Raw genomic sequence first — 16,035 nt, 5'->3', positions numbered from 1 at the left:
TTCATTACTGATTTTACAAGATTGGTCTATAAGGTTATATCTTTTATATTGTCCCAGTTACCACGAACAGAAAGTTTTGTGTTTATAGGAATTACAATCTCGGGTTGTTTATGAACGCCAAAAAACTTACCCGGGTCCCACTTGCCATTTTTATTTGAATCGTATAGAATTCGTAGATCGTAATCGCCCGGGTTGTACAACTTTCTGTACCATTCAGGTCTTGTAAGAGGGGTAGCTTCTATTATTTTATCGTTTTGTAAAATCTGCAAAACAGGATTTTTAGTTAAGTCGAGATTTTTAAAACGAATGGTGAGACTTCCGTAATCTTCTTCTCTTTTAGTTGTAAATTTAATGGTATCACTTTTGGCTAAAGTAACACCGGCAGAGTCGACAAAGGCACTTTTATCTATGAATAGATTAAAATCTGTATTGGGTGGCCATTGATGAATAATTGAAAAAAGTGTTTTATTAGTATCGGCTACAATGGTGTAATTTTTTACGGGTATAGAATCTTTGCCCGTAAGAATAATTTTAGTGGTGTCAAATGTTTTTATAGGTTGGCTGAAATTCAGCTCAAGGTTACTTAGCAGTCCTTGTGTCCCTGACTCCAGGTTGGTCTGAAACCGCAAAAGTTGCTTCTCTTGCTTTTTTCGATCCTTTGAATTTTGAGGGGCGGCAGTTTTACCAGCGGTATCAGTTTTCGCCAATTGGTAGGCATATAAAGTGACAGGAGTATTCGCTGTGGTTTTAATAGCCGAATCGGCAAAGGCAAAAGGCTTGGTGGTATCATCGTAATGCCGGGAAAAATCATTGGGTATTGCATATAAAGCAAAAGTGCCGGCAGGTAAATTGCGAAAAGCAAAGTTTCCTTGCCCGTCAAGTTTTGCAACATACCTCGGTTTATCTTTTGCAACAGCACTGTCATTTAAATTTCTATGAAGTACAACGATCAATGTAGTATCAATTTTTCCTGTCTCAGCCATTACAACTTTTCCTGAAATTGAATCGTGGTCCAGTTTTCCTCCAGTCGAAAATACATAGGTGAAATTTTTGTAGATATTTCCTTCGTTTATATCTTTTAGCGCATTTCCAAAATTGATAGAATAAGTGGTATTAGGCTCCAAGGTATCCTTCAGCTTTATATTAACATTTCTAAAGTGAAAAGTAATATTAGGTATATTGTTAGGAACAGGTGAGACGAGAACATTTTCAAATGCATTGTCAATTTCTACAAATTCATTAAACTCTAAATTGATACGGTTGCCAGTAAAATTTGTGGTGGAATCTTTTGGAGTAGCAGAAATTAAAACAGGAGGAAGACTGTCTCTTGGTCCACCAGCGGGCGGAATAATATTAGCACAACCGGTAATGCCGATAATAAAGATTGCACCTATAAAAATTATAAATAGAGAAAAATATGCTGACGCTTTTATTTTCATTGCTTTTGCTGTTGCCTGCAAACTTAACAGCAATTATTTATTGCGTAACCGTATTTATATGATTTATAGGATATTTAGGAGTATAACCGCTACGAAAAATTATAAAAAAACATCGAAGCTTTTCGAACCCTGATTTTNAAAAATAAAANCCTGCCGTTAATACTTGCATTACAGTCAGCAAGCGAATATATTTTTTCCTGCAACTTTTACAATCCTTCGTGTACTTCGCCCAAACTCCATACCTCTTCTTCCTCAGAAGGGTCATGTAAAGCAACAGCAAGATTATTGTTTTTTACAAAACTGCACCAATGACAATCTTGTTTACCACAACCTTTATAGAAATCGCGCTTTTGAATTTTTTCCCACACATCTGTTATTTGCCGGCTCACTATTAATATATCATCTGGGCTTATAACTACTTTTTCTTTGCGGTAAACTTTTTTATTATCCGGTTCTATAAAATCAAACTCTGTACTTACCACTTTCCAGTCTTTATTTTCAAGATTATCGACCAATATTTTATAGAACACAGCTTGTCGCCAATAACTTCCTCCATCTGGCTCTTTACCAGGACCTTTTAATTTAGGAAGCGCTTTGTCTATGTCTCCCGTTTTATAATCAACAACAGTAACGAATTTTCCATCAAATTCCAGCTTATCAAGTTTTCCTTTTAATGGAACACCGTTTACCACAACATTTTTTATGCTACGTTCTATTGCTACTATTTTATTAAAACTATTTATATAATTGTCGTAATAATTGCCTAAAACATCGAATCCGTACTCCATGCGCCTGTTAAATTGTTCTTTTGTAAACGACTCACGGTGCCTGTGCATGTACCAACTAAAATCACTGATAAACTCCTGTCTGGAAGGAAAGGTGTTATTGTTCGATTGCATTTTCTCAAACAACATTTGCAGTGAATAGTGTACGGCCGACCCAAATTCAGTAGCTTCTGATTTGCCCGATGGAACACGCACAAGATTATTAAAATAAAAATCAAGCGGGCATTTTAAGTAGTTATTTAGAGCGGTTACGTTCATTACAAACTTATCAAGTAGAGCGCCAATAAAATCTTCCTCAATTTGTTCAATTTCCGGCTTCAACTCTTCGTTAAACTGTAAGGCAGCAAAATCTGCCTGTACGTTTTCATCTATGTATATTTTTTCTACAGGCAATAAATGCTTTTCAAGAATTTCTGCGATAAACATTGATGGCTCTAAATTTTTACCATCGTTTTTGAAGTGGCTGTAGGAAATAAACAAGTGTCTTTGAGCCCTTGTAAGTGCAACGTAAAACAAGCGCCTTAGTTCTTCTTCTTCCTTGCTTTTAGGTACTGACGTAAACATAGTATCGGGGAAAGAATAACCTCCTCCCGGCTTACGTTTCTTTTCCCAATTACTTGCATTTGCTCCCACAATAAACACATATTCATATTCCAGGCCTTTTGAACCATGTGCCGTAAGCAGGTTTATTCCCTTATCACTGCCGGTTACCTGTACAAGCGGAATACTTAGACCTTCCTTTTGCATGAGGTCAAAAATATTTACAAGCTCCTGTAAGGTCAGCAAAGGATTTCTTCGTGTTTCTTCTTTTATAAAATCAAACAAGCCGGTTAAAACCTGCATCAGCCAAAGTTTTTCATCACTTTTCAATACAAAACTTAAAATGCCTGTTTCACGTATAACTTTTTCAACCAGCGTTTGCAGTGTTACATTAGGTACTGCAGCAATAAGCTTTTCAATGACTGCACTTGCTTTCTTCATGCTGTCAGGTACACTCTTTTCAAATAACTGTCCTGATGGTTTATTAGCCTTTTCAAATAATAATCTTCTAAGAGAAGTTTTATCTCCTGTAAACTTTTTTTCTGCAACTTGTACAGATAGTTTTGCTGTTTCTATTGAAGGAATTTCAAGAAAGTCGAAATGTAAAATCTGAAATAGCATTTCGTCTCCGCCGTAAGGAATATCGTGTTCGGCCGCGAGGTAATGCAGTAACAACACAATTTTCCTTGCCAGGGGAAGTTCAAGAATATTTAATCTACGCTTGCTATATACCGGTATGTTCCGTAGCTTGAAATACAACGCGAGTTCTTCCCCATACTTATTTTCTTTAAAAATTATGCTGATATCTTTGGGCGAGACACCTTCCTGTAACAGTCTTTCTACTTGCATGGTCACGTGTATCATCTCTTGCCGCTGCGTTTCATATTCTGTTATTCTAGGGCAGCATTCAGAATCGGCAATACTCTTCCATTTGTCATTACAACTAATCAATTCCTTGCTTAGTCCATCCATTTGAGAAATCAGCCTTTCAAAATTTCTATCTATAAGTGATTTTGAAACATTTAAGATAGGTTGGACTGAGCGATAGTTATTGGTAAGCACAACAGTCAGCAAATCCTTTTTATAGCTTTCTGCAAAAGCAAGCATGTTTTCAACATTCGCTCCCTGGAAACGATAAATACTCTGGTCATCGTCACCTACAACAAAAACATTTGGCTTATCCCAATAGCTGATAAGTAATTGCACAAGTTTGTTTTGCGTACCACTTGTATCCTGGTATTCGTCTACAAGGATGTATAAAAACTGCTCCTGGTAGCGCGAAAGCAAAGCGGGACCGTCTTCAAAAGCCTTAATGACCCAGTTAATCATATCGTCAAAATCATAACGGTTACGGCTTCTCATTAGTTGTTGAAAACGTTCAAATTCATTCACTGCCGCACGAAGTTTTTCAACTTTTTCGGTTGCGTCTGCTATCTTATCTGTTCGTACATCTCCTTTTTTAAAACTGCCTGTTGCTCGTTTACATATAAACTCATCCCTGGTTGCAAGGCTTTTTATATATTCATCTATTTTACCGTTTATAAATTCCGGAGACCATCCTTCCCGCTTCATCGTACTAAAAAGTGATTGAAGATTGTTTATCTCATAATAGACATCGCCTCGATACCTTTTTAAAGGATGATTTTTAGGTAATGTATCAATTAATTTTTTATATAGTTCAATCTTCTCCAACTCAGAAATAGGATCCATAGATGTTTTTTCAAACAGCGAAAGGTTTTCCTGAATGATGTCGTTGCAAAAAGCATGAAAAGTATAGATATTCACTTTATATGCATCAGGACCAATAAAGCTTAAGAGGCGCTTACGCATAGCAACAACGCCGGCATCGGTATAAGTGAGGCAAAGTATATTATCAGGGTTCGTGTCTGTATCTAATAAAATTTTTCCAATCCTCGCACTTAGAATCTGAGTTTTCCCTGTGCCGGGTCCGGCAATGACCATTACCGGTCCTTCTATATTATCGACAGCCTGTTTTTGTTGCGAGTTGAGCCCATTATAGATTTCTTTGTATTTTTCAGCGTAGATTTTTCTTTCAGACATAAGGTAAAGGTAAAAAATAAATTCTAAAATATTTAGCAAAAAATAGTATCAAAGTAGTCTTTTAAAAGAGGAAAAAAAAGATATAAGAACTAATATTATTAGTTATATTTTTATTTAATTTAAAAAGGTAACCTCCAAGTTTTGAGGGAAAAGTTTTTCAAACTCACATGCATCTTAAGCCGGCTTTTTAAAAGTTCGATTAAGTAAAATCAATATTAATAGTTTTACTATCATTTAATTCAATACGATGTTTTTGTCCCCGTTATACGCTTTATTGAAAAAAAATTCTTCCACCTTTCATCAGGTTGTTCCCTTTAATTATAAGGAAGATAAACTGTTGCAGCTTGACTTTACTGCTGCAAATGAGGCGCTTACAGACGAAATGTTATTAAATACAAGTTCTTTTTCTGCATACATACAAAAACTGCTGGATAAAAAATATATGTATGGTATCGGTGGATATAATGAACACCGAACTATTTACTCAAGAAGCCATGTTTTTGATGGTGATGAAGAACCTCGCCGTCTTCATCTTGGAATTGATATTTGGGGTAAAGCCGGCACTCCGGTATTTGCGCCTTTAGACGGTTATGTGCACAGTTTTGCTTTTAATGACCATTATGGAGATTATGGAGCAACTATCATTCTTCATCATCAACTCGATGGAGTTATCTTTAATACTTTATATGGACATGTAAGCAAAAGGGACCTTAAAGGTTTAGAAGAAGGACAATATGTAGCCAAAGGAACTGAATTTGCACATTTTGGCGAGCCGAAAGAAAACGGGCAGTGGCCTCCGCATTTACACTTTCAGATAATCAGCGAGATGAACGGGGAGAAAGGTGATTACCGGGGCGTTTGCAAATATTCTGAAAAGGAAAAATATCTTTTAAATAGCCCTGATCCTGACTTGATTTTGCAGATGATGCAGTATGCGACCAGGGATAAAAATGATTAGTAGAATTTTCGTGAATGAAAGTATTTGAAAACAATGATTAACTTAATAAAAAGTGCAGAATCAGTAGAATAACAATATCAGTGCATGTTCGTAAATAAGGTTAAGAGCTCTTTTTGTGTAGTTATCGTCTTGTCTTTTGAATACCACGAATGAAGTTTTTCAGTTATTTCTTTATAAGGAAGGTTTTGCTCCCGCAATTTGTAAAATTGTTTTTGCAAACGTTCGGGCCTCGGACCCCAGTTAAAAATTTCTTCCAGGTTTTCTGTTCGTGTTACTATTAGTTTTGGTATACTTCTGCTTTTTCCATTGGTTAAATATTGGTCCATAAGTTCTGTATTTTCATCTCGCAAAACCAACTGTAAATTTATCTTGTCATTTAATTTTGATAAAGCATAAAAAACAGGAACAATTTGGGCTGTGTCGCCACACCATCCTTCAGTTATTACAACCCATGTTTGCCCGCTCTTAATTGCACTAATGGCCTTTTGTAAATCAGGGATAATTTCTATTGTTTTATCCACTCTTTTCATTCTTGCAACATTGAGCCTGGCATATTCTGTAAGACTTGCAGATTGATTGCGCCCTGTGGTTTTTCCTTCTAGTAGTAGTGTGTCTATTAATTTTCGATACGTTAGGTAATCCATTGCTTTTTCTAAATGCTTTCGTTCTAGTTTCATCTGCTGTTTATAATTGTAAAACGAATAGAAAACTTAGGCTTTCAGCAATTTAAAAGCATGCATCCATCGGTTGTGCAGGAAACCGGGAATACACCATAAAATACACAGCGGCTCGATTGCTCTTGCGGCCTCAGCAAAACCCATGTCTTCAGTTTCCCATCCGAAACTATCTAAAATTTCAGTCACATTATGTTTTGCGTCAGCATTATTTCCGCAGATGAACATAGTTGGCGTTCCCCCTTTTAATGCAGGTTTATACATTAGAGCGTTTCCTACACTGTTAAATGCTTTTACAACGAACGCTTCTGGTAAAAGGTGTTGAATTTTTTCTAAAAGAGATTCATTTACATCAGTAAAATATTTTAGTACACCATTTACGGGAGGTTCTGGCGCTATGGGATTTGTTGTGTCGATAACTGTTTTTCCTGAAAAATGCTCTATTCCTGCAAGCCTTACTGCATCTTCAGCTACCGCTCCGGCTATAGCCAGTATTACAATTTCTCCAAATTTTGCTGTTTCATCAAAAGTTCCGATGTGTCCTGCGGGGTTTTCCTCTTTCCATTTTGCAACTTCAACTTTTTCAATGTTACGAGTACCAAGCATTACGTCGTAACCTTCTGTAAGAAATGCTTTTCCCAATACCTGGCCCACTAAGCCCGAGCCAATTACGCCGATTTTCATTAGTTTCGGTTTTAAGGTGTGAGAGAATAATTAGTTTTACACTCAAGTTAATACTTACAATGGCCAATTCAAACTTAAATACAGGAAAAGAAAATATTTCGGCCGCAGAGGTCGAATTTGAAAATAATATAAGACCAAAAGAAATTGAAGATTTTGCGGGCCAGCCACAATTGATAGAAAACCTGAGCATTTTTATAAAAGCGGCAAAATTGCGGGGCGAAGCCTTAGACCATGTTTTATTTCATGGCCCTCCGGGACTGGGGAAAACTACATTGAGCCGAATTGTGGCTAACGAACTTGGAGTAAACATAAAAGAAACCAGCGGACCGGTAATAGAAAAGCCGGGAGATTTAGCAGGCCTGCTTACTAACCTGGAAGCAAATGACGTTCTTTTTATAGATGAGATACATCGGCTGAGTAATGTGGTGGAAGAATATTTATATGCCGCAATGGAAGATTTCAGGCTGGATATAATGATCGACACTGGTCCCAATGCGCGAAGCATACAAATAAACTTAAACCCGTTTACGCTCGTTGGCGCCACTACGCGCAGTGGCTTATTGACTGCTCCTTTGCTATCTCGGTTTGGAATAAAATCTAGGCTTGAATATTATAATGCAGACGTTTTAAAGAAAATTGTAGAAAGAAGCGCAGGCATTTTACATACAGAAATTACCAGTGAAGCAGCTTATGAAATTGCTCGGCGTAGCCGTGGAACACCGCGTATAGCAAATGGTTTATTACGAAGGGTGCGTGATTTTGCACAAGTGTTAAGTAACGGGAAAATTGAAATAGCCATTGCTCAACATGCGCTAAAAGCCTTAAATGTGGATGAACATGGACTTGACGAAATGGATAATCGGATACTATTGGCAATAATCGAAAAGTTCAAGGGCGGACCTGTAGGACTTACAACCATTGCTACAGCAGTTGGCGAAGAACCCGGAACACTGGAAGAAGTATATGAACCTTTTTTAATTCAGGAAGGTTTTATGCAGCGTACGCCAAGAGGCCGCGAAGTAACTATAAAAGCTTATGAACACTTAGGAAAACGAACCCAGCAAAAGCCAGGCGAATTACTGTTCTAATAAACTAACCGATAAACCTCTTAGACTCACCCTTCACTTTGAGCAAGGTGAGTCTAAAAGTGCTGTTTTATATTCTTCTTAAAAAACTAAATCTTGCCAAAGTACCTGCCAACTTGTTATTAATAAATCTACGAGCTTTCTTAACAATAAGATACATGATATAATAGCCTGCGACTATTCCTAATAAAATACCGCCTATTATGCCATATAAAGAAACCTGGCTAAAAGAAAGATTAAAATGAAAAGCTGCATTTGAAAGGGCCAGTAAGATCATACCTACGCAAGCACCAAGAATAGAGGAGATCGTAACTATAATTCTTTTTATTAAAAACATGCTGAATTTTTAGAAGTAATCACAAATCCGATACCATATATTCAAATGGAAAAACCCATGCAATAATGTCATGGGTTTTATTTATTTATAATCTTACTAGCGTGTTTTTCGAGTCTTTAGATTAGCGCTTATGGAGCGACGAGCCTAAATCCATTTCCATGAATATTTACAATTTCTATATTAGAATCATCTTTCAGGTATTTGCGAAGCTTCGCAATATACACATCCATACTGCGGCCGTTAAAATAAGTGTCACTACCCCAGATCTTTTTTAATGCCTGCTCTCGGGGAAGCAAATCATTTTTATGCTCTGCAAGCATTTTAAGCAATTCATTTTCTTTTGGTGATAAAGTTTGCATTATTCCATTATGGCTCAATTCACGCAATTTTGGATTAAAATGATAGCTGCCGAGGTCAAACTCAATATTTTCATTCAACCGGTTTTCTTCTTCATTACGTTTTAAAATTGCTTTAATCTTCAGAAGCAGTACTTCGCTGTCAAAAGGCTTTGTAATGTAATCATCAGCACCTAATTTATAACCCGCAATTATATCTTCCTTCATGGTTTTCGCGCTTAAAAAGAACAAAGGCATGTCAGGGTCAACATCACGTATTTCTTCAGCCAATGTAAAGCCATCCATGTTTGGCATCATTACATCAAGGAGGCATATATCAAATTTTTCCCTTTGAAATGCAGCTAACCCCAGTCTTCCGTCTCTTTCCAAAATAACATCATAATCATTAAGCTCAAGGTAGTTTTTCAATACCATTCCTAAATTGGTATCATCCTCGCACAATAATATTTTATATTTTCTGCCTTCCATAGTATTCTTTTTTTTATTTAAAGATAAAACTAAAAGGAAAAGAAATACAACTTGCTGATATATATTTTTTTACAAAAAATATAATAGTGTTAAGTGAATGAATAATGTAAATACCCTTAACAAAACATTTTAAATAAAGAAAACTTCAAGTTGTTTTTACTTTTTGTGTAAAAATTATGCCATTAAAATTTATAAAATAATCATTCTTCACCACAAAATATTCATTTTGATATTTTTATAGAGAGTTGGTTAATTTTGCCGCTAATATCTTATTCTGACTATGATACTAACGCCCGATAATAAGTTGAAGAAGTTAATTGTGATTGGCGACAAAGTATTGATTCGTCTTTCTAAAACTGCAGATCGTACACAAACAGGACTGTTTCTTCCTCCCGGAGTGCAGGAAAAGGAAAAAGTGCAGCAGGGACAAGTTATTAAAACCGGTCCTGGTTATGCAATTCCTCTTCCGGTAGAAGGTGAATCGTGGAAGAGTGAGGAGGAACAGGTCAAGTATATTCCTTTACAAGTACGGGAAGGAGATCTTGCAATCTTTTTATTAAGTGGCGCCATCGAAATAATGTACGAAGGTGAGAAGTATTATATTGTTCCTCAAAGCGCCATTTTAATGCTGGAGCGTGATGATGAATTTTAAAAGGTTCTAATCCTAAAAAGTTTCAATTAAAGTTAATTCAGATTAATTCTACAACTAATTTGTGGCCAAACATTTACATCGGTGGAAGAATCCTCGGAGCGTTGCATAACTTTTGGCTGCAAACCGTACGACCGTGTTAAATGTAAATGTTAATTACAAAAAAATGCCTTTTAAAAAGTCGGTATTGTAACTTTCCAAAAAATTGATTGCATGGCAGATCAGCAAAAATTTATAGATGCGGTTAAATCAGGCTACACCTTTAAAGGAGAAAGCGTAAAAATTGGTACAGCCATGCTTGATGGTGAGGTTATGCCGGGAGCAGACGTTTTTCTTCCGTTAAAGACAATGAACAGGCATGGTTTGATCTCAGGGGCAACGGGTACAGGTAAGACCAAGACTTTGCAAATGATAAGCGAGGCCCTAAGTAATGCAAGTATCCCGGTTTTGCTGATGGATATAAAGGGTGATTTGAGTGGCATCGCCATGCCGGGAACAATCAATGACAACTTAACTGAGCGTTGTAAGAAGATCGGTATTACCTATAGCCCTGAAAAGTTTCCGGTAGAGTTACTTACAATCAGCAACGAAATAGGTGTAAGACTGCGGGCGACTGTAAGTGAATTTGGTCCTGTATTGCTTTCAAAGATTTTAGGTCTTAATGATACACAAGGTGGTTTGGTTTCTATCATTTTTAAGTATTGTGATGATAATAAACTTCCGTTGCTTGACTTAAAAGATTTCGTAAAAGTTCTGCAGTTTACAGGTAATGAAGGAAGAGCGGAGATTGAGAAAAGCTATGGAAAAATTCCTCCAACAACTACAGGAACTATTTTACGAAAAGTGGTAGAACTGCAGCAGCAGGGAGCAGATATTTTCTTTGGAGAGAAAAGTTTTGAAGTTGAAGATTTAATGCGAATTGGAGATGATGGCAAAGGGATGATAAATGTTTTGCGCGTCACTGATTTGCAAAACCGACCCAAGTTATTCTCAACTTTTATGTTACAGATGCTTGCAGAGTTATATGCAATATGCCCTGAAGAAGGTGATTTGGATAAGCCAAAGCTGGTCTTGTTTATAGATGAAGCACACCTTATATTTCAGGAAGCAAGCGATGCATTGATGCAACAGATTGAGACTGTTATAAAACTGATAAGGTCAAAAGGCATTGGAATATTTTTCGTTACACAAAACCCGATGGATGTACCGGCAAGCGTGCTAAGCCAGCTGGGTATGAAAGTGCAACATGCATTACGGGCTTTTACAGCAGCAGACAGAAAAGTTATAAAGCAAACAGCGGAAAATTATCCCGAAACATCTTTTTATAAAACAGATGAACTGATAACACAAATGGGCATTGGGGAAGCAATGGTAACCTTGTTGAATGAAAAGGGAATACCTACTCCGCTTGTACAGTTAATGGTTGCTCCTCCCCGCAGCCGTATGGATATACTAAGTGATGTGGAAATTGATTCTATTGTTGGTGCAAGTAAGCTTGCAACAAAATATAACAGAATTGTAGACAGTGAAAGTGCTTATGAAATATTAAACGCAAAACTGGAAGAAGCCGCAAAAAAAACAGAGGAGCAGGCTGAAGAAAAAAAGGCTGCAAAGGAAACCAAAACGTCTGCGAGAAAAGAAGAAAGTTTTTTAGATAGTCCGATAGTTAAAAGCGTTAGCCGCACAGCAGCAAATATGATAACAAGAAGCTTGCTGGGAGCGCTGGGGCTGGGTGGGAGAAGCAGAAGAACTAAGAGCTGGTTTTAGTGAAATTACAGCAATTTTTATTGGAGATTTTCATAATCCTAATTAACGTTTGACTATGGCCGTTCTATTTTTCCTTCTTTATTCACCGTAACCTTGCCTTCTGATTGAAGATAATCGAGCACTTTCCATATTTTGTCTTTTTTAAAACCATTTAGTTTTTCCAGAAGAATTTTTATGTCTATAGATTCGGCTTTTAGGACATGTAAAATACTTTCAGTTATTCTTGTAAATTCTTCAGATGATAAATCTATATTTTTTCTTTGAAGACAATTATCGCAAATGCCACAACGCTTCATCTCCGTATCGCCAAAATATTTTCCTATATATTGACTTCTGCAATCGGTAGCAAGAGAGATATACTTTTCCATTGCATCTACCCGTAACTGGTATTGCTGTTTTCGTTTCAGAAAATCTGTATGATTAAAAGCCAGGTGTTGGGCGGGAGCCCGGTTTTCAAGAAAAAATATTTGCGGGGTTTCTTTTTGCGGTTTATAATCAATAATTCCAAATGCCTGTAATTCTTTTAATTGATTGGTAAGTTCTTCCGGTGGCAATTTTGTTAACTTCGTTAAAAGCTTTTCGTTTATTGAAACTTCATTATCAAAAATTCCTTCATAACTGCGCAATAAATATTTAATAAGATTGTCAAGGTGAGGATGTGCATTTTCGAAAGCAAGCAGATCATCTTTATCACAGGTGAAACTAATTTTTGAAGGAAGAAAAACCTGTTCATTAAAAGTAAGATGCCCATCCTGCTCCAAAGCTTTAATAGCATTTATAACAAGAAAAATATCAAGCTTAAAATTTCTTACAAATTCATTCAAATTAAAATCATAATAAATGCCTTCGCCTGCACCTACGGGAATTTGAAGATGGTTTGCTAATGCCTGGTAAACCTTTTTGATCTCACTTACAACAGGATACTTTATATCAGGTAATTTTTTTAGTTCCTCCAACTCAATTTGGGTATATAGTAAAACAGCATAAGATTTTTTACCGTCTCTTCCTGCACGGCCTGCTTCCTGGTAATAATTCTCGAGATTGTCAGGTATGTCCACGTGAACAACTGCTCTTACATCGGGTTTGTCTATGCCCATACCAAAAGCGTTGGTACAAACTATTACCCTTGTTTTATTTTGTATCCAATTTTCCTGCTTCTGGCTGCGATCTTGTTGTAACAGCCCGGCGTGGTAAAAATCAGCAGAAATATTATTTAATTTTAGAAGATTTGAAATTTCTTTTGTTCGTTTCCTGTTACGACAATAAACGATTGCCGACCCGTTTACTTTCTGCAGTATTTCGAGAAGTTTATTAAACTTGCTATCAGCTTTAAAGACACTAAACGAAAGATTCGGTTTTTCGAATGATTGACGGAAAATGATGTTTTCCCTGAATAAAAGCTTATCGCAGATATCTTGCTGTACCAAAGGGGTTGCAGACGCAGTTAGCGCCAAAACAGGAACACCAGGAAATTCTTCCCTGATGGTTGCGATGCGGAGATAAGGAGGCCGGAAATCGTAGCCCCACTGCGATATGCAATGCGCTTCATCTACTGCAATAAGATTAAGCTTAAAAGCGGGCAGGTATTCTTTAAAAAGTGGTGTTTCAAGTCTTTCGGGTGATACATATAAAAACTTGTAGGGTCCAAAAGCTGCGTTTTGTAAGGTTTGCTTTACTTCAAAATAACTCATGCCACTGTGAATTGAAAGGGCCATGACATCCCGCTTTTTCAGATTTTCAACCTGGTCTTTCATAAGTGCAATTAGCGGACTTATTACAAGACATAAACCTTCATTTACCAAAGCCGGAATTTGAAAACAGACAGATTTTCCTCCGCCTGTTGGCAGTAATGCCAACACATCTTTACCTTCCATTACAGCAGTAATAATATCAAGCTGCAATGGGCGGAAGGAGTCATGCCCCCAATATTGCTTTAGTATTACTTGTGGTGAAGACAAAAGGTTGAAATGCGGTATGCTTTAAGTTACCTTATAAACAAATATAACTTTTGTCGGCGCTTGCGAGTAATCATTTTAAAACTTTGTCTACTGATGTTCTTAATTTAAACACATTGAAAGTTGATACTTCAGAAGCGAACAGTTGCTATGAAAAGATACTGTACAAGTGAGTGACACAACAAAAGTTCCACAAAGAACTTGTGTTGTGTCACTAAAGATATTTATAAGATTTTTTAATTGTTATAACTTTTTAGAAATGCCTTTTGCTACTTCTCCAAGCCCTGGGTCCTCTAGTTTCGGGGTATGTAAAGAAATCGGTTTTGAAATACTTTTGCGCATTTTCATATTCAGCAATTCTACAGTAAAAGAGAAAGCCATGGCGAAATAGACATAATTTTTAAGATGAAGGCTTTCTGCATCTTCTCCGGCCCACCCTTCTACTAACAGTACAAAACCTACCATTACCAAAAATGACAAAGCCAGCATTTTCAGGGTTGGATGCCTGCCGATAAAATCTGCAATCTTCTGGCTGAACCTAAACATAATTATCATTGCAATTATGACCGCAATAATCATCACTTCTATGTGTTTGGCAATACCAACAGCAGTTATAATACTATCAAAAGAGAAGACCATATCTACAAGAATGATTTGGCCGATAGCGCTGGCAAAAGATGCTGGCTTGGCAGCAGATCCTTGGGCAAGCTCATCTTCCCCTTCGAGTTTGTGATGTATTTCTTTAACTGTCTTATAAATAAGAAATAGCCCGCCTGCAAGCATGACTAAACTGGCAATGTCAAAGCCTTTTCCAAAAACTTCAAACAATGGTTTGCCTTTTTGCTTTATAAGCCATCCTAAAGCAAGTAATAATAATACACGGACAATTATTCCCGCAACCATCCAAACTCTCCGGGCGTTTAGTTGTTGGTTTTTGGGCATTCTTCCCATGATGATAGAAACAAATATTACATTGTCAATGCCTAATACAATCTCTAAGATTGCCAGGGTTATCAGGCTTATCAAGGCATCTACTGAAAACAAATATTCCATATATTAAAATAAATTTAAGTGGCTGATATATAAGAGAGCTACTTGTTGCTACTCTATGCGAGCGAAGATTTCAATAATCACGCCCGCTTTTTAATCTGCCAATTCTTTGCATATACTTTTAACTATGCCCGGGCCTTCATATATAAAACCTGTCCACAACTGTACAAGCGAGGCTCCTGCGGCCAGTTTTTCCCCGGCATCTTTTCCGTTAAAAACTCCTCCGCTTGCTATTAGTGGAATTGAGCCGTTTGTTTGCCGGTTGATATAATGAACCATTTGAGTGGATTTTTCCTTTAGCGGCATGCCGCTTAATCCTCCTGCTCCTATTTTTTCAAGCGTGTCTTTATCTGTAACCAGTCCTTTACGGCTTATGGTAGTGTTAGTGGCAACCAGGCCGCTAAGTTTTATTTCCTGTGCCAATTCTATAATATCGTCTAACTGACCAACGGTAAGATCTGGGGCGATTTTTAGCAACAAAGGTTTTGTATTTATTCTGCCCTGGTTAATATTTTGCAAGTGACTGAGTATTCTGCGTAAAGAAGCTTTTTCCTGCAATTCCCTCAAGCCAGGCGTATTTGGTGAACTTACATTTACCACAAAATAATCAACACAGTCAAATAATTCGTTCAGGCAAATTTCATAATCTTTCCATGCATCTTCGTTGGCCGTCACTTTATTTTTACCAATATTGCCGCCAACAATAATATTTCTTTTTGATGCCCTTAACCTTGCTGCCACCACTTTTACCCCATCGTTGTTAAAACCCATCCTATTTATAATGGCCTTATCCTTTGGGAGACGAAATAATCTTGGTTTTTCATTACCGGGTTGAGGTAATGGAGTAACAGTTCCAATTTCGACAAACCCAAATCCTATTGTTTCAAGCTCTTTTAAATACAGAGCATTTTTGTCAAATCCGGCTCCCAGGCCCACCGGGTTTTTAAAAGGCAGACCAAACACCTGCTTCTCTAAAGAAGCATCTTGATATTGAAAACTTTTTTCAAGTAATTTTTTAAAAATGTTAACTTTTAATACAGTTTTCATTGCGTTCATAGAAAAATAGTGAACGTCTTCAGCATCAAAATTGAAAAGGATGTCTCGCAACACAGCATACATGTTGCGAAGGTAATGTTGGAAATGATTAAATTTGATGAAAGCAACGAATAATGAAAATTGTATTCACTTTTTCTTTTTTATCAAATTTTAATATGTAGATAAAGTGTT

General features: G+C 36.8%; 13 protein-coding genes. 4 read left to right on the top strand and 9 right to left on the bottom strand.

What is annotated here, in order from left to right:
• Positions 1-26: 26 nt before the first annotated feature.
• The gene (locus B154_RS0109325) at positions 27-1,439 is read right to left on the bottom strand and encodes an Ig-like domain-containing domain (protein ID WP_157580613.1); all 1,413 of its coding nucleotides are present in this window, start codon (positions 1,437-1,439) and stop codon (positions 27-29) included.
• Positions 1,440-1,645: 206 nt separating this feature from the next.
• Positions 1,646-4,825 (bottom strand): ATP-dependent helicase, encoded by a 3,180-nt coding sequence (locus B154_RS0109320; RefSeq protein WP_051084293.1) that lies wholly within the window; start codon positions 4,823-4,825, stop codon positions 1,646-1,648.
• 274 nt (positions 4,826-5,099) lie between these two features.
• Here B154_RS0109320 and B154_RS0109315 point away from each other — a divergent pair, with 274 nt between their 5' ends.
• On the top strand, positions 5,100-5,783 hold the full coding sequence (locus B154_RS0109315; protein WP_245542574.1) for a peptidoglycan DD-metalloendopeptidase family protein: 684 nt from the start codon (positions 5,100-5,102) through the stop codon (positions 5,781-5,783).
• A gap of 77 nt (positions 5,784-5,860) precedes the next feature.
• Here B154_RS0109315 and B154_RS0109310 read toward each other — a convergent pair whose 3' ends face one another.
• Complete coding sequence (locus B154_RS0109310; protein ID WP_018613681.1) at positions 5,861-6,460, bottom strand: thioredoxin family protein; 600 nt, start codon at positions 6,458-6,460, stop codon at positions 5,861-5,863.
• A gap of 33 nt (positions 6,461-6,493) precedes the next feature.
• Positions 6,494-7,141 (bottom strand): NADPH-dependent F420 reductase, encoded by a 648-nt coding sequence (locus tag B154_RS0109305; RefSeq protein WP_018613678.1) that lies wholly within the window; start codon positions 7,139-7,141, stop codon positions 6,494-6,496.
• Positions 7,142-7,200: 59 nt separating this feature from the next.
• Between B154_RS0109305 and ruvB the strand changes: the two genes are divergently transcribed.
• A complete protein-coding gene (ruvB, locus tag B154_RS0109300) occupies positions 7,201-8,229 on the top strand; it encodes a Holliday junction branch migration DNA helicase RuvB (RefSeq protein ID WP_018613676.1) in 1,029 nt (342 codons plus the stop codon).
• Between the two features lie 67 nt (positions 8,230-8,296).
• Here ruvB and B154_RS0109295 read toward each other — a convergent pair whose 3' ends face one another.
• Complete coding sequence (locus B154_RS0109295) at positions 8,297-8,563, bottom strand: hypothetical protein (protein WP_018613674.1); 267 nt, start codon at positions 8,561-8,563, stop codon at positions 8,297-8,299.
• A 128-nt stretch (positions 8,564-8,691) separates the two neighbouring features.
• The gene (locus B154_RS0109290; protein ID WP_018613672.1) at positions 8,692-9,387 is read right to left on the bottom strand and encodes a response regulator transcription factor; all 696 of its coding nucleotides are present in this window, start codon (positions 9,385-9,387) and stop codon (positions 8,692-8,694) included.
• Positions 9,388-9,667: 280 nt separating this feature from the next.
• On the opposite strand from B154_RS0109290, the gene B154_RS0109285 reads away from it, so the two are divergent.
• Together B154_RS0109285 and B154_RS0109280 are read left to right on the top strand one after the other, a co-directional pair.
• Positions 9,668-10,039, top strand: coding sequence for a co-chaperone GroES (locus tag B154_RS0109285; protein WP_018613670.1), 372 nt, complete (start codon positions 9,668-9,670; stop codon positions 10,037-10,039).
• 210 nt (positions 10,040-10,249) lie between these two features.
• Positions 10,250-11,803: a helicase HerA-like domain-containing protein gene (locus B154_RS0109280; RefSeq protein ID WP_018613668.1), complete on the top strand. Its 1,554-nt coding sequence runs from the start codon at positions 10,250-10,252 to the stop codon at positions 11,801-11,803.
• A gap of 53 nt (positions 11,804-11,856) precedes the next feature.
• Here the strand turns inward: B154_RS0109280 and B154_RS0109275 are convergent, their stop codons facing one another.
• The 3 genes from B154_RS0109275 to B154_RS0109265 all read right to left on the bottom strand — a co-directional run bounded on the left by B154_RS0109275 (position 11,857) and on the right by B154_RS0109265 (position 15,927).
• A complete protein-coding gene (locus tag B154_RS0109275; protein WP_026260073.1) occupies positions 11,857-13,761 on the bottom strand; it encodes a RecQ family ATP-dependent DNA helicase in 1,905 nt (634 codons plus the stop codon).
• A 240-nt stretch (positions 13,762-14,001) separates the two neighbouring features.
• A complete protein-coding gene (locus B154_RS28115) occupies positions 14,002-14,811 on the bottom strand; it encodes a TerC family protein (RefSeq protein ID WP_018613664.1) in 810 nt (269 codons plus the stop codon).
• A gap of 90 nt (positions 14,812-14,901) precedes the next feature.
• The gene (locus tag B154_RS0109265) at positions 14,902-15,927 is read right to left on the bottom strand and encodes a quinone-dependent dihydroorotate dehydrogenase (protein ID WP_018613663.1); all 1,026 of its coding nucleotides are present in this window, start codon (positions 15,925-15,927) and stop codon (positions 14,902-14,904) included.
• Positions 15,928-16,035: the final 108 nt, after the last annotated feature.

The organism is Segetibacter koreensis DSM 18137, from assembly GCF_000374045.1.
GTDB lineage: Bacteria > Bacteroidota > Bacteroidia > Chitinophagales > Chitinophagaceae > Segetibacter > Segetibacter koreensis.
The sequence above is the reverse complement of the archived record's forward strand: the minus strand, read 5'-3'. Positions and strand labels throughout refer to the sequence as shown.